We start from the raw sequence: 14,575 nt of genomic DNA on the forward strand, positions 1-14,575 counted from the left end.
TCCGGCAGTGTCTTACTCTCCCACATGATCCCTCATGCAGTACCATCAGCGCTGGAAGGCTTAACTACCGGGTTCGGTATGGGACCGGGTGTTTCCCTTCCGCCATGACCACCGGAAAACTATGGGGCCAGTCAGGCTTGGCGCAACCCCGCGTGGGGGCTGGGAGCCGTACAGTGGATGCGACACAACACCATTCTTGACGTCTCAAAACAGAATGTGTAAGTCCTCGGTCTATTAGTACCAGTCAGCTCCACACCTTACGATGCGTCCACGCCTGGCCTATCAACCCGGTCGTCTACCGGAGACCTTACCAGAAACCTGTAGGAACCCTCATCTTGAAGCATGCTTCCCGCTTAGATGCTTTCAGCGGTTATCACGACCCGACGTAGCCAACCAGCCATGCTCTTGGCAGAACAACTGGCACACCAGAGGTCAGTCCGTCCCGGTCCTCTCGTACTAAGGACAGCCCTTCTCAAGATTCCTCCGCGCGCAGCGGATAGGGACCGAACTGTCTCACGACGTTCTGAACCCAGCTCGCGTGCCGCTTTAATGGGCGAACAGCCCAACCCTTGGGACCGACTCCAGCCCCAGGATGCGACGAGCCGACATCGAGGTGCCAAACCATGCCGTCGCTATGAGCGCTCGGGCAAGATCAGCCTGTTATCCCCGGGGTACCTTTTATCCGTTGAGTGACGGCGCGTCCACAAGCCACCGTCAGATCACTAGTCCCGACTTTCGTCCCTGCTCGACCTGTCAGTCTCACAGTCAAGCCCCCTTGTGCACTTACACTCACCACCTGATTACCAACCAGGATGAGGGAACCTTTGGGCGCCTCCGTTACCTTTTAGGAGGCGACCGCCCCAGTCAAACTACCCATCAGGCACTGTCCCTGAACCGGATCACGGCCCAAAGTGAGATAACCAGAACGACCAGAGTGGTATTTCAACAATGACTCCACAACCACTGGCGTGGCCACTTCACAGTCTCCCACCTATCCTACACAAGTCGTCCCAATCACCAATACCAAACTATAGTAAAGGTCCCGGGGTCTTTCCGTCCTGCTGCGCGTAACGAGCATCTTTACTCGTAATGCAATTTCACCGAGTTCATGGTGGAGACAGTAGGGAAATCGTTACTCCATTCGTGCAGGTCGGAACTTACCCGACAAGGAATTTCGCTACCTTAGGATGGTTATAGTTACCACCGCCGTTTACTGGGGCTTAAGTTCACCGCTTCGCACACGCTAACAGTTCCCCTTAACCTTCCAGCACCGGGCAGGAGTCAGTCCGTATACATCGTCTTACGACTTCGCACGGACCTGTGTTTTTGGTAAACAGTCGTTTCCCCCTGGTCTCTGCGCCCCTCACCGCAACCACCAGCACGTGGCAGCAACAGCTCAGGTCCCCCTTATCCCGAAGTTACGAGGGCATTTTGCCGAGTTCCTTCACCATGATGATCTCGATCGCCTCGGTATACTCTACCTATCCACCAGTGTCGGTTTAGGGTACGGGCGGACCAGCCACCTCGCTCACGAAGCTTTTCTCGACAGTACAGGATCACTCACTCACCCACACACATGGGCTCGCCATCATGCCTCAACCACACACCCGGCGGATTTACCTACCAGACGGTCCACACATTTAGCCCCGGACAACCATCGCCGGGGATGAGCTACCTCCCTGCGTCCCTCCGCAGCTTGCCTACTACATGATCGGTTCACACACTCACCACACCACCACAACATCAACGATGCCACAATGGCAGGCTCGCACGCTTAGCATCACACACCTCGACACGAACGGTGACAAGCCGGTACCAGAATATCAACTGGTTATCCATCGACTACGCCTGTCGGCCTCGCCTTAGGTCCCGACTCACCCAGGGCAGATTAACTTGACCCTGGAACCCTTGGATAATCGGCGGACGGGTTTCCCACCCGTCATTCGCTACTCATGCCTGCATTCTCACTCCCGCACAATCCACCACACGGTCACCCGGCAGCTTCACCTCACACAGGACGCTCCCCTACCCAAACCCACACAGGGTCTGCCACAGCTTCGGCGGATAACTTAAGCCCCGCTACATTGTCGGCGCGGAATCACTTGACCAGTGAGCTATTACGCACTCTTTCAAGGATGGCTGCTTCCAAGCCAACCTCCTGGCTGTCTACGCAACTCCACATCCTTTTCCACTGAGTCACCACTTAGGGGCCTTAGCTGATGATCTGGGCTGTTTCCCTCTCGACGACGAAGCTTATCCCCCGCCGTCTCACTGCCACGCTCACACTTGCCGGCATTCGGAGTTTGGCTGATTTCGGTAAGCTGATAGGCCCCCTAGACCATCCAGTGCTCTACCTCCGACAAGAACCACGCAACGCTGCACCTAAATGCATTTCGGGGAGAACCAGCTATCACGGTGTTTGATTGGCCTTTCACCCCTATCCACAACTCATCCCCTCCATTTTCAACTGAAGTGGGTTCGGACCTCCACGACGTCTTACCGACGCTTCATCCTGGCCATGGATAGATCACACCGCTTCGGGTCTAGAACACGCGACTAGCGCCCTTATCGGACTCGCTTTCGCTACGACTCCCCCACACAGGTTAACCTCGCCACGCATCACTAACTCGCAGGCTCATTCTTCAAAAGGCACGCCATCACCCCACAAGGCTCTGACGGCTTGTATGCGACCGGTTTCAGGTACTATTTCACTCCCCTCCCGGGGTACTTTTCACCATTCCCTCACGGTACTCATCCACTATCGGTCACCAAGGAGTATTTAGGCTTGACGAGTGGTCCCGCCAGATTCACGCAAAATTCCACGAGTTCCACGCTACTTGGGGCAACCCTCACCAGTGCCACGCTTACAGTTACGGGACTCTCACCCACTCCGGTACGCCTTCCCAGACGCTTCACCTTCACGCAACATTTATCACTGGCCGATCCTGCGGCAGCAGAACCCAAAGGCCCCCACAACCCCGCACATGCAACACCTGCCGGCTTGAACACACACACGGTTTGGCCTCCTCCGCTTTCGCTCGCCACTACTCACGGAATCACAATTGTTTTCTCTTCCTACGGGTACTAAGATGTTTCACTTCCCCGCGTTACCTCCCACACCCCTATACATTCAGGGCAGGGCCACCGGACACTACTCCGGACATTCCAGGTTTCCCCATTCGGACACCCCCGGATCACAGCTCGTTTACCAACTCCCCAGGGCTTATCGCAGGTTACAACGTCCTTCATCGGCTCTTGGTGCCAAGGCATCCACCGATCGCACTACACAACTTACACAACACAAAACACAAAAATAATAAGATGCTCGCATCCACTATACAGTTCTCAACCACCACACGAATCAACACCACACCCACCACACAGCAGACGCAGCATCACCGCACCAGGCCACCACACACAGTGTGATACCCCAGAACCCCAACAGCATGCCTAAGACCCTGCCACAACACACAGGACGCCAATACTCCACAAGAAGCCAACCCATCCACCAACGCCCCACACGAGACGCACTGAATGAGCCCTTACAAAACGCTCCTTAGAAAGGAGGTGATCCAGCCGCACCTTCCGGTACGGCTACCTTGTTACGACTTAGTCCTAATCACCAGTCCCACCTTCGACGACTCCCCCACACAACGTGTTAGGCCACCGGCTTCGGGTGTTACCGACTTTCATGACTTGACGGGCGGTGTGTACAAGCCCCGGGAACGTATTCACCGCAGCGTTGCTGATCTGCGATTACTAGCGACTCCGACTTCATGAGGTCGAGTTGCAGACCCCAATCCGAACTGAGACCGGCTTTCCGAGATCCGCTCACCCTCACAGGCTCGCAACTCTTTGTACCGGCCATTGTAGCATGCGTGAAGCCCTGGACATAAGGGGCATGATGACTTGACGTCATCCCCACCTTCCTCCGAGTTGACCCCGGCGGTCTCCACTGAGTCCCCACCATAACGTGCTGGCAACAGTGAACGAGGGTTGCGCTCGTTGCGGGACTTAACCCAACATCTCACGACACGAGCTGACGACAGCCATGCACCACCTGTGAACCAGCCCCACAAGGAGGCGCACCCATCTCTGAGCACTCCCAGTCCATGTCAAACCCAGGTAAGGTTCTTCGCGTTGCATCGAATTAATCCGCATGCTCCGCCGCTTGTGCGGGGCCCCGTCAATTCCTTTGAGTTTTAGCCTTGCGGCCGTACTCCCCAGGCGGGGTACTTAATGCGTTAGCTACGGCACGGAATCCGTGGAATGGACCCCACACCTAGTACCCACCGTTTACAGCGTGGACTACCAGGGTATCTAAGCCTGTTCGCTCCCCACGCTTTCGCTCCTCAGCGTCAGGAAAGGTCCAGAGAACCGCCTTCGCCACTGGTGTTCCTCCTGATATCTGCGCATTCCACCGCTCCACCAGGAATTCCATTCTCCCCTACCTTCCTCAAGTCAACCCGTATCGAAAGCACGCTCAGGGTTAAGCCCCAAGTTTCCACTTCCGACGCGATCAACCACCTACGAGCCCTTTACGCCCAATAAATCCGGACAACGCTCGCACCCTACGTATCACCGCGGCTGCTGGCACGTAGTTAGCCGGTGCTTCTTCTACAGGTACCGTCACACAAGCTTCGTCCCTGCTGAAAGCGGTTTACAACCCGAAGGCCGTCATCCCGCACGCGGCGTTGCTGCATCAGGCTTGCGCCCATTGTGCAATATTCCCCACTGCTGCCTCCCGTAGGAGTCTGGGCCGTATCTCAGTCCCAATGTGGCCGGTCACCCTCTCAGGCCGGCTACCCGTCACCGCCTTGGTAGGCCACTACCCCACCAACAAACTGATAGGCCGCGAGCCCATCCACAACCACCGAAGCTTTCCAACCCCCACCATGCAGCAGGAGCACATATCCAGTATTAGCACCAGTTTCCCAGCGTTATCCCAAAGTTGTGGGCAGGTTACTCACGTGTTACTCACCCGTTCGCCACTCGAGTACCCCAAAAAGAGGCCTTTCCGTACGACTTGCATGTGTTAAGCACGCCGCCAGCGTTCGTCCTGAGCCAGGATCAAACTCTCCAATGAAAAAATATCACCCACCCCACACCACACAGGCACAGGGCAACGGTGTCAACATGAAGAATCCAAAACACTAACCCCAAACACTGACCAAAAAATCCAGTCCATGTCCAGAATCACAAAGGAATCCATAAACAAATCCGACACACCAAAAAGATGCATCAAAAAATCATTGACTATCAAAGACACACTGTTGAGTAGTTCTCAAACATCACACCCACAGAACAACCCCACCAACAAGCAGGACCACCCCAAGGCGACCCGACCAACCCTACCACACCAAGCCCCGACACACAAAACCGAGACCAACCAGCAGAACCAGCCACCACCAGAAACCACCCACAAGCAATCCCCGACAGCCCGAAGAACACTACACACCAACCAACCACAACGCAAACCAAACCACCACAACCCCGCTCAGCATCGCATCGGGAGGGAATCGTCAGCCTGTATCCACCTTGCTCATAGACTCAACCCGTGATGATTCGAGCCAAGGAGTGCCGCCGAGTTGCTGGCGTGGTTGCCAGTGGGATCACTCTATGTCTGTTCGCAGCATGTACCACCTCGTCTCCTCCTGCCCCCTCGGACGAACCCAGCCGTACTGCTCTCGTCCCCTCCTCAAAGGTCACTCCTTCGACATCCCCACTCGACGGCACCCACTCCCGGGCGATCATCAACGAGCTGGTAGCCGCGTCGGGCAATGGTCCTGTCACCAAGGTGGACATCACCAAGAAGGCCATGAGCATCACGGTCCAGGCCGGTGGTTCTCCTACGGTGTGGACCTGGCAGAACGGAACGATCGAGTCGTCCGCGACCCAGAGCACACAGACGGCGTCGCGTCCCTTCAACCCTGACGACTTCGCCGTCGAAAAGATGCCGACGATTCTGCGCCAAGCAGCTGAGATATCCGGATCTCACATGAACCAGAACTTGCAGATCGTCGAGTACAACGAAGGCACCATCCTGATGACAGTCTCGACCAAGCCCGAGAGCCGGACGGTCTTCTTTCGACGTGACGGGTCAGTCATCAGCCATATCGATTTCGCCACCGCCACTGGGATGACTGAGGCCCTGGCTGACGCCGTCGCAGGGGCCAAGGAGGTTGGCCAGATCAGTTACCAGCCTGGCAAGGGAGTCATGGTCGACACCCCCACCGCCACGCCTGGCATAGTCATGCGGCGTACCCGGTCAGCCGATATGCCGGCGTGGGCCGTCCAGCGCAAGGGGGATGCCGCCTCGACCTTCTGCCCCGCGCTCCTCGCACCGGACGTCATCGTCGACATCATGGAGCTGGCAGCAGTGGGAACCGGCGAGAAGCCGTCGGACATGGCATGGACCATCTCACTGGACGAACAGCTCGACATGCCCGTCATGCACATCAGCGTCAATGGCGTCTCGACAGCCTTTGACACCAACGGCGCCGACGTCACGGGCAAGATCAAATGACCCCTCGAACTCCCCTTGTGTGATTCAGCTCATCACGGAGCTGGACCGCTTCCTAGGGGCAAGGTGGTTGAATGAAAGTGTGCTCATCACCGCAGTCGGAACGCCAGGCAGTGGGCAGACCCATGCCTTCCACGTCCGTCACGGTATGAATCCGCACGTTGAGCTGTGGCGCCATGGCCTCGTCGTCAAGGAGTACCTGTCAGCTGATCGGGTGGACGACGAGATCGTCGTCACGGCTTATGTCGGGCCCAGGACATCCACCTCCCAGCCGCCCCGCACCCGGGACGGCGTGCCGGATCTGTCGGACGATCGCCAAGTCGGCGAATCGGTTCGCCCCTACCAACGCATTGCCGCCTACGCCGTCGTGCGATCGCGTCGAGGACTGCTGGGCACCGAGTGCTCACCACGAACCGCCGTCCCGGGTCTGTGGGCCCTGCCCGGCGGTGGTCTGGAGCCTGGGGAATCCCCCGCCCAGGCCGTCACCCGTGAGGTGATGGAGGAGTCCGGGCAGCGAGTCCGCCTCAACCGCATCATCGACTTACAGTCTGACCACTGGATCGGGCGTTCCCCCTCGGGTGTGTTGGAAGACTTCCATGCCCTGCGGATCATCTACTCGGCTACGAGCGAGAACCCCACCGATCCTTACGTCATTGACGTCGGTGGCACTACCCAGTCGGCCCAATGGATCCCATTGTGGCGATGGCGTCGTCTGTCCTGGGGAGCCGCGACCCGGATGTGCCTCGAGACCCATCTGCGCGATGTTCCCAGTACCTGACATGACGAAGGGGCTCGGTCATCATGACCGGGCCCCTTCCGCCGTTCACGTCACTCAACACGGAGGTAGCTGAAAATCCGCAGAATCTCGGTGTAGAGCCATACCATCGTCACCGCGATACCGAAGGCAGCTCGCCAGGACTCAGAGACGGGAGCCTGGTTGCGCACTCCCCACTCGGCGTAGTCGAAATCCATCACGAGGTTCATGGCAGCCAGCACAACGCCCAAGGCTGAGCACAGAATCCCGATCGGACCGAAGCTAGCCAGCCCGAGGTGGATCCCGAAGAGCATCAGCACGATGTTGATGAGCATCGCGATGGCGAAGCCGAAGGTCGAGATGATGACGATCTGGCGGAATCGCGGCGTCACCTGGACATTGAAGAACTTGTAGGCAGCCAGGGTCACGCCGGCGGCGGCAAAGGTGCCCAGGACGGCCTGCACGACGATTCCCGGGTACAGGGCCTCGAAGATGGCCGACATGGAACCCAGGACGAGACCCTCACACAGACAGTAAAAGATGACGCCAGCGACCGGGACCTTGCGGCGAGTGCTGACAATCATGGCCGTGACGAAGGCTGCGATCGATCCCACCAGCAGGGCAGCACGGCTGGCAGCGACATTCGGACCAATCAGGGTGAAGCTCACGGCGCTGATGACGGCGATGATGAGCAGCACCAGACCGGTCCGGCCCAGGACGTCGTCAAAGGTCATGGCACGCTCAGCGTGTTGCTCGTGCATGTCATCGTGCGACAGAACGCCCCATTCGGATCCGGGCTGTCCGGACATGCCGTACTGCGCCCCGTAGTCCTGGCCGGCATAGGCCGGCTGGCCATAGGGATTGCCATGTGGCTGGAAGGCCTCGGCTCGGCTGAATACCGGGTTGGCCATGTGATCCTCCTGTGAAAGTCGTGGTGACATCTACTGTAAACAACACCGCGAAAGCGTGAAACCTGCCCCGCACTGCGGGACGACATTCGGACCACACCGACGACTGGGGTCGTACACCGCATAGCTGATGCATGTCCGGGTACCCCCGACGGGATTCGAACCCGCACTGGGACGGGTTTAAGCCGTCTGCCTCTGCCGTTGGGCTACGGGGGCTGGGGAGGAGGTTGGCTCCCCCTGGGCCAGCATCGCCAGCGCCATGCCGTCAAGGATATCCTTCTCCGAGACGACAAGCTCCCCGGCTGTCGCCCGGTGACACACCTCGTCAATGATGAGGGCGCCGCCGCAAAGCACCTCGGCACGGCGTCGCTTCAACGGTCCCATCTGCTCGACCTCGTCGACCGTCGACGCGAGCAGTGTGTCGGCGAGGTCCGCCACCTGATCGGCTGTCAGCACTGAACGGTGAACCTTGGATCGGTCGTATTGCGTCAGCCCCTGGTTGATCGCCGAAAGGCTGGTGATGGTGCCGGCGACCCCTACGACGGTGTGTGCCGAGGCCACATCGACAGGGCATTCGGCGACCATCTCCCGGACGTAGGTACGGGCCTCGTCGATCTGTTCGGCTGTGGGCGGATCGCCGCGCAGGAAGCGCTCTCGCAACCGCACGGAGCCGATGTTGAGGCTCGTCCGGGACTCGATCTGACGTCCATGGCCGAGCACCAGCTCGGTGGAACCGCCGCCACAGTCGATGAGGAGAACGGGCTCCTCACTCACCTCGATCCCGGACATCGCTCCGACAAAGGACAGACTTGCCTCCTCGGTGCCGGCGATCACCTCGGCGTCAACGCCAAGGGCCTCACGCACCCCAGCGAAGAACTCGTCTCGGTTGGAGACGTCACGAGCGGCCGAGGTCGCGACGAAGCGAACCTCGTCACAGTGGTGCTCGGCGATGATCCGGGCGAAGGTGCGGCAGGCCGTGAAGGTGCGTTCCAGGGCGTCAGGGTGGAAGGCACCGGTGGCGTCGACCCCCTGACCCAGCCTGACCAGTTCCAGGTCTCGTGCCTGCTCAACGAGGTGACCTTCTGGGCCCGCCGAGGAGATCAGCAGGCGGATGGAATTCGTCCCGCAGTCGATGGCTGCGACGGTGCGATTGTCAGTCATGACGTCCTTCTGTCACTGCGGGTCGCGGTGTTCGGGTGAGCACGGATTGCACCAGAACTCCCCCAATTTCTCGACGACCTCGTCGCCAAAGGGGTTGACGCCTGGCCCGGCGGCCAGGGCGTGCCCGGCCAGGGCGTGCAGGCACTTGACACGGGTTGGCATGCCGCCTGCGGAGACCCCATCGATCTCGGGGACCGGATCCAGACCGGCTTGTTCGCCGATTCGGGTGCGATCGGCCACGTAGGCCTCGTGAGCGTGTCGGTAGTGATCGGCGAGTTGCTCGTCCTCGTCAAGTCGTGCGGTCATCCGAGCCATCAGACCGGAGGACTCGAGGGTGCCGATGAGGGATGCTGCACGCGGGCAGGTCAGGTAATAGGTCGTCGGGAAGGGAGTGCCATTGGGCAACCTGGGCTCGGTCGCGATCACCCCGGGCTTCCCACAGCCACACCGCCAGGCCACGCCGGCGACTCCTCGTGGCTCGCGACCAAGCTGGTCCCGGACGGCTTGACGGTCGTCCTCAGTGAATTCTTCAAGCATGGTCACCTCATCGATGCGACGGACTCGCGGAAGATGGCTTCGCCGAGGGTGTCGGTGTCATTATCGTCCCAGGGGTGGAGGTGGGCGCTACGGGATGGTCAGCGTCTTGGATCGACTCGGCGGCTCGCCTCCACCAGTGGGCGTCAGCGCTGGCCTCGGTCGCAGGATCCTTCTCGTCCAGTGAGGTCGTGGATCCGATGACCTTGCCGTCCTCCCCGATGACCTGGTAGCCGGTCTCTCCCGGCATCACCCACCCAAGCTGGGCCCGCGCCTGTGCGCGTACGTAGTCAGGATCATGCCACCTCTTGACCTCGCCCTGGAGGGTCGAGATGGAGGCCCGCGCTGTGGCCTCGTCGTCCTGGATACGGGAGATCTGGGAACGCTGGGAGAAGAAAATACCCAGGCTGGGCGCGATCATGATGAGCACCAGCAGGACTACAACTCCCATGACGACTGCCCGCAGTGTCAGACCGAATCGACGTGGCTGCTCGTCCTTGGGAGCGTCATGTCGCGGCGGTTCCGTGCGCGTGGTGCGCTCGTAGGTACCTCGGTTCCTCGGGCCGGAACGGTTCGGGGAGGATGGGCGCGTCCGTCCCCCGGCCGGTCGCTGGGACTGCCCGGACGGACGATTTCGGTTGCTCGGTGTGCTGGCCATCGTGGTCCATCATGGCATGACCGCCCCGGAAGTACCGGGGCGGTCATGCCATGTCGGGCACTGCGAGCAGCGCCTTGTGACGTCACTCAGGCCTGGAAACGCGGGAAGGCAGAAGCGCCGGCGTACTCGGCGGAGTCGCCCAGCTCCTCCTCGATGCGCAGCAGCTCGTTGTACTTGGCGATCCGCTCGCCACGGGCCGGGGCACCGGACTTGATCTGACCGGTCGACAGGGCGACGGCGAGACCGGCGATGGTGGTGTCCTCGGTCTCACCGGAACGGTGAGACATCATGCAGCGGTAGCCGTTGCGGTGGGCCAGCTCGACAGCGTCGATGGTCTCCGAAAGGGAACCGATCTGGTTGACCTTGACGAGCAGGGCGTTGGCGGCCTTGGTCTCGATGCCCTTGGCGAGGCGCTTCGGGTTGGTGACGAACAGGTCGTCGCCGACGATCTGGATCTTGTCGCCGAGCTTCTTGGTGAACTCGGACCAGCCGTCCCAGTCCTCCTCGTCCAGCGGATCCTCGATGGAAACCAGCGGGTACTTGGCGACGAGACCCTCGTAGTAGTCGATCATCTCGGCGGAGGACTTCGCCTGACCCTCGAAGTTGTACTTGCCATCCTCGAAGAACTCGGAGGCAGCGACGTCGAGAGCGAGGGCAACGTCCTTGCCGGGCTCGAAGCCGGCAGCCTTGATGGCGTCGAGGATGAGGTCCAGGGCAGCGGCGTTGCTGGGCAGGTTCGGGGCGAAGCCGCCCTCGTCACCCAGGCCGGTGGCCAGGCCCTTGTCCTTGAGGACCTTCTTGAGGGAGTGGTAGACGGCAGCGCCCCACTCGTAAGCCTGCTTGAAGGACTCAGCGCCAATCGGAGCGATCATGAACTCCTGGATGTCGACGTCGGAGTCGGCGTGAGCGCCACCGTTGAGGATGTTCATCATCGGGACGGGGAGCACGTGGGAGTTCGGTCCGCCCAGGTACTGGTAGAGGGGAAGGCTGGCCGAGTCAGCAGCGGCGTGAGCAGCAGCCAGAGAGACGCCGAGGATGGCGTTGGCGCCCAGCTTGCCCTTGTTGTCGGAACCGTCGAGCTCGATCATGATCTGGTCGATGATGCGCTGCTCACTGGCATCACAGCCGAGCACCTCCTCGGCGATCTTCTCGTTGACGTTCTCAACAGCCTTGAGAACACCCTTGCCGGAGTAGCGCTTCTTGTCGCCGTCACGCAGCTCAACGGCCTCGAACTGACCGGTCGACGCGCCGGACGGAACCGCGGCGCGGGCCTCGGTGCCGTCGTCGAGGATCATCTCGACCTCAACGGTCGGGTTGCCGCGGGAGTCGAGGATCTCACGGGCTTCGATGAATTCGATGGTTGCCATGGACCAACCTTTCAGAGAGGATCTTTGCGTCCACCTCAAAGCGTATCGAAGCCTGCCAACCGGCGGCATTTCAGGGCTCCCCGTCACTTCCTGTCGTGGCCGTCAGCAGGGTTTTCGGTGATGACGAATTCGTAGGTGACGTCGCCAGGAACCTCGATCAGCAGGTCAATCTTCTCGTGCTGTGTCCGCTTGCCGGAGCTGATGTGGGCGTACCCCTCATGGCACGGCGTGGACTCGGCTGCGCCATCGTTCTCGGTCACCGTGATCTGGGCATCAGGGGTGTCACACAGAAAGTAGTAGTCGGTAATGGCCCCGGCCTCGACGACGATGGTCTGGGAGATGGTCCCGGTGACGACGCGATCACTGACGATCCCGATCAGGCCTGGCAGGTAGTCCTTCATACCTCCCCTGCGCAGGGTTGCCGTCGCATCGGAGTTGGGGTTGATCTGCCCAGGAGTTGGTTTTCGGCCCGTGGCGGACGGCGAAACCGTGGATGCGGGCGCTTCCGGCATGTCCGAGATCTCGGTCAGGCCAGCGGGATCATTGTCGCTGCCCTTGCATCCGGTCAGTGCACCCACGGTGACGACGGCGACGAGCACCGTCGCCAGGGTTCGTCGCATCGTTCGTTCACCTCCTCCGTGTCTCGGATAACCGTAGTGGTGGTGGAACCTCAACACCACGTGAGGCCCGGCGTAGAGGGACCATCAGGTCTTGGTGGCGTTCTTGACGATGCCGATTGTGTAGGTCATCTCGGGGTCAGCGTCGATACCCACGACGATCATCTGGTCCTTGATGGGCGGAGGCTGCGCGGATCCATCGCGGTCTCCTCTCCTCATCACACAGGAATTCCCCTCAGACAATACCGCGTATGCTTCAGCGTCCTTCGGCGTCCCGGATGTCGCTCTCTAGCCTGCGCAACTGGTCGCGCAGAGCTTGGTCGGCGTCGACGCCGCTAGCCTGGGCACGGGCGATGAGGGTCAGGAGTTCATCTCCGGTCTGCTCGGCGGTGATGGGTTTCTCAGGCAGTTCAACGTCCACGCCACGGCTGCGAGCCCGTGAGATGACCTTGGCGCTGCGGGCCACGCTCGACAGCGAGTGCGCGATGCCATCGAGGCTGGAGATGCGTCCCTTGGCCGCTGCCTTGCGCGCCTCCCATGCGGCGTCGAGGTCCTCGGGGACGTCCTCGTCCGAGAAGACATAAGGATGACGGGTCACGAGTTTGGCAACGATCCCACCGACGACCTCGTCAATGTTGAAGACGCCCTCCTCCTCCGCGATGCGCGCGTGAAAGACCACCTGGAGCAATAGGTCGCCCAATTCCTCGACGAGGTCGTCGTCAGTGCCGGCCTCAATGGCATCGACGACCTCTCCGGTCTCCTCGACCAAATAGGTCACGAGGGAGCGATGGGTCTGGCTGCGATCCCACGGGCACTCGTCGCGCAACCTCGCCATGACGGCGACGAGGTCGGAGAAATCAGCCCTCGGTCGGGAGTCGTCCGACGCCATCAGGATCAGGAGCGAGAGGTGAAGGGGTCCGACAGCGAGGAACTCCCGTGGACCGCAAGGTTCTTGGCGTCCCAGGTGCCCAACCGCGGATTCGTCTTGACCTCGACCGCGGCCAGGTCGGCCATGGCCTTCTTCTCACCCTCGCGGTCGAACAGATGGAACAGGCCGGCGAAGTCACGGACCATCGCATGGCAGACCGGGTCGGAGGTGAGTGCCGTCATGCCATTGCGGGCGATGACCTGGTCGCGCTGGGCATTGGAAAGCTTCTCCCCGCGGTTGTCCAGGACCTCCTGGGCGACGGCACCACGAATGACCGTCGAGGAGATGACCTGGCGAGGGGTGAGCTCCGTGCTGGGATTGATGTACTTCGAGCAGTGATCCGCTGCCTCATCGATCGACTTCATCGACACCGTTGTGCCCCCCACCGTGGCCGCGGTATTGGGGGAGCTCGCGCACCCGGACAACCCTGCTATACCGAGGAATCCGGTCACTGCGACAGCGACCATGCGGATCGGCATGGGACGCGACAATGCCATGGGGCAACCCTCCTGAATTCGGTGCCGCGCCCTCGGCACGGCGAAGAAGCCTGTCAGCAGCATCCTACGACGAGACTCTCGGCTTCCGCGCCCGACCCGTGAGTGTGGCAGCCGACCCGGCGATGACGGACCCGAGGAACCACGCCGCTCCCACCGGACTCGCGCTAGAGCTGACAACCCAGTTCCACCACGCTTCGTGGCCGTATCCGCGTCCCGTTAGCACTCCGATCAGGAACATACCCACAGCAGGCATCGAGGCAAGCCCCCGCGACATGAAACGCGCACACAGGAGGGTCAGTCCCATACCGATCACGGCATTGCGCGAGATCACCAAACCCACCTCGATAAGGCCGGGACACACGATGGTGGCCAGCAGAGGCAGGGCTGCGGCAACCATAAGCCCAACATCAGCCCAACGCACCGGACGCCGAGATCTCAACTCCAACTCGACCGGATTCCTGGCCACCGACCAGCCGTGAGCCACAATGACGACAAGGGACCCGAAGAACACCAGTGGTGCCCGCAGTGCGACCCCTCCGAAGATGACCGGAATATCGCGAATCGAATTTCCGGTGAGGGCCACCAAGACTGCCATACTGACCGAGCACGCCAGCACAACTGCGACGCC

At 60.6% G+C, this 14,575-nt stretch carries 12 protein-coding genes, 1 tRNA gene and 3 rRNA genes; 2 read left to right on the top strand and 14 right to left on the bottom strand.

Features of this window, described 5'->3' with window-relative positions:
• The 3 genes from rrf to ACSJJT_RS03755 form a co-directional block, all read right to left on the bottom strand.
• A 5S ribosomal RNA gene (gene rrf, locus ACSJJT_RS03745) occupies window positions 1–116 on the bottom strand; the annotation flags it as partial.
• Between the two features lie 98 nt (window positions 117–214).
• Window positions 215–3,297: ribosomal RNA gene (locus tag ACSJJT_RS03750) — 23S ribosomal RNA — on the bottom strand.
• Between the two features lie 263 nt (window positions 3,298–3,560).
• Window positions 3,561–5,086 (bottom strand): 16S ribosomal RNA (locus ACSJJT_RS03755).
• 474 nt (window positions 5,087–5,560) lie between these two features.
• Between ACSJJT_RS03755 and ACSJJT_RS03760 the strand changes: the two genes are divergently transcribed.
• Together ACSJJT_RS03760 and ACSJJT_RS03765 are read left to right on the top strand one after the other, a co-directional pair.
• Complete coding sequence (locus ACSJJT_RS03760) at window positions 5,561–6,526, top strand: hypothetical protein (RefSeq protein ID WP_435917359.1); 966 nt, start codon at window positions 5,561–5,563, stop codon at window positions 6,524–6,526.
• Between the two features lie 145 nt (window positions 6,527–6,671).
• The gene (locus tag ACSJJT_RS03765; RefSeq protein ID WP_435917360.1) at window positions 6,672–7,301 is read left to right on the top strand and encodes an NUDIX hydrolase; all 630 of its coding nucleotides are present in this window, start codon (window positions 6,672–6,674) and stop codon (window positions 7,299–7,301) included.
• Window positions 7,302–7,351: 50 nt separating this feature from the next.
• Here ACSJJT_RS03765 and ACSJJT_RS03770 read toward each other — a convergent pair whose 3' ends face one another.
• From ACSJJT_RS03770 to ACSJJT_RS03820, 11 genes are all read right to left on the bottom strand, one after another.
• A complete protein-coding gene (locus ACSJJT_RS03770) occupies window positions 7,352–8,188 on the bottom strand; it encodes a Bax inhibitor-1/YccA family protein (protein WP_435917073.1) in 837 nt (278 codons plus the stop codon).
• A gap of 140 nt (window positions 8,189–8,328) precedes the next feature.
• A tRNA-Leu gene (locus tag ACSJJT_RS03775) sits at window positions 8,329–8,401 on the bottom strand.
• Window positions 8,366–9,346, bottom strand: coding sequence for a Ppx/GppA phosphatase family protein (locus tag ACSJJT_RS03780; RefSeq protein ID WP_435917074.1), 981 nt, complete (start codon window positions 9,344–9,346; stop codon window positions 8,366–8,368). The genes ACSJJT_RS03775 and ACSJJT_RS03780 overlap by 36 nt, the downstream gene beginning before the upstream one ends.
• Window positions 9,347–9,358: 12 nt before the next feature.
• Window positions 9,359–9,883 (bottom strand): DUF501 domain-containing protein, encoded by a 525-nt coding sequence (locus ACSJJT_RS03785; protein ID WP_435917075.1) that lies wholly within the window; start codon window positions 9,881–9,883, stop codon window positions 9,359–9,361.
• Between the two features lie 7 nt (window positions 9,884–9,890).
• Window positions 9,891–10,331 carry an FtsB family cell division protein gene (locus ACSJJT_RS03790; RefSeq protein WP_435917076.1) on the bottom strand — a complete coding sequence of 147 codons (441 nt, stop codon included), beginning with the start codon at window positions 10,329–10,331 and terminating at the stop codon, window positions 9,891–9,893.
• Between the two features lie 293 nt (window positions 10,332–10,624).
• Window positions 10,625–11,905 carry a phosphopyruvate hydratase gene (gene eno, locus ACSJJT_RS03795; RefSeq protein ID WP_435917077.1) on the bottom strand — a complete coding sequence of 427 codons (1,281 nt, stop codon included), beginning with the start codon at window positions 11,903–11,905 and terminating at the stop codon, window positions 10,625–10,627.
• Between the two features lie 83 nt (window positions 11,906–11,988).
• Window positions 11,989–12,525: a hypothetical protein gene (locus ACSJJT_RS03800; RefSeq protein ID WP_435917078.1), complete on the bottom strand. Its 537-nt coding sequence runs from the start codon at window positions 12,523–12,525 to the stop codon at window positions 11,989–11,991.
• Window positions 12,526–12,609: 84 nt separating this feature from the next.
• Window positions 12,610–12,741: a hypothetical protein gene (locus ACSJJT_RS03805; protein WP_435917079.1), complete on the bottom strand. Its 132-nt coding sequence runs from the start codon at window positions 12,739–12,741 to the stop codon at window positions 12,610–12,612.
• Between the two features lie 37 nt (window positions 12,742–12,778).
• Window positions 12,779–13,411, bottom strand: coding sequence for a nucleoside triphosphate pyrophosphohydrolase (locus ACSJJT_RS03810; protein ID WP_435917080.1), 633 nt, complete (start codon window positions 13,409–13,411; stop codon window positions 12,779–12,781).
• A 5-nt stretch (window positions 13,412–13,416) separates the two neighbouring features.
• Complete coding sequence (locus tag ACSJJT_RS03815) at window positions 13,417–13,947, bottom strand: hypothetical protein (protein ID WP_117188739.1); 531 nt, start codon at window positions 13,945–13,947, stop codon at window positions 13,417–13,419.
• A 64-nt stretch (window positions 13,948–14,011) separates the two neighbouring features.
• Window positions 14,012–14,542, bottom strand: a complete 531-nt coding sequence (locus tag ACSJJT_RS03820; RefSeq protein ID WP_435917081.1) for a hypothetical protein — start codon at window positions 14,540–14,542, stop codon at window positions 14,012–14,014.
• Window positions 14,543–14,575: the final 33 nt, after the last annotated feature.

It is taken from the genome of Cutibacterium nasicola (assembly GCF_051303185.1).
Taxonomy (GTDB): Bacteria; Actinomycetota; Actinomycetes; order Propionibacteriales; family Propionibacteriaceae; genus Cutibacterium.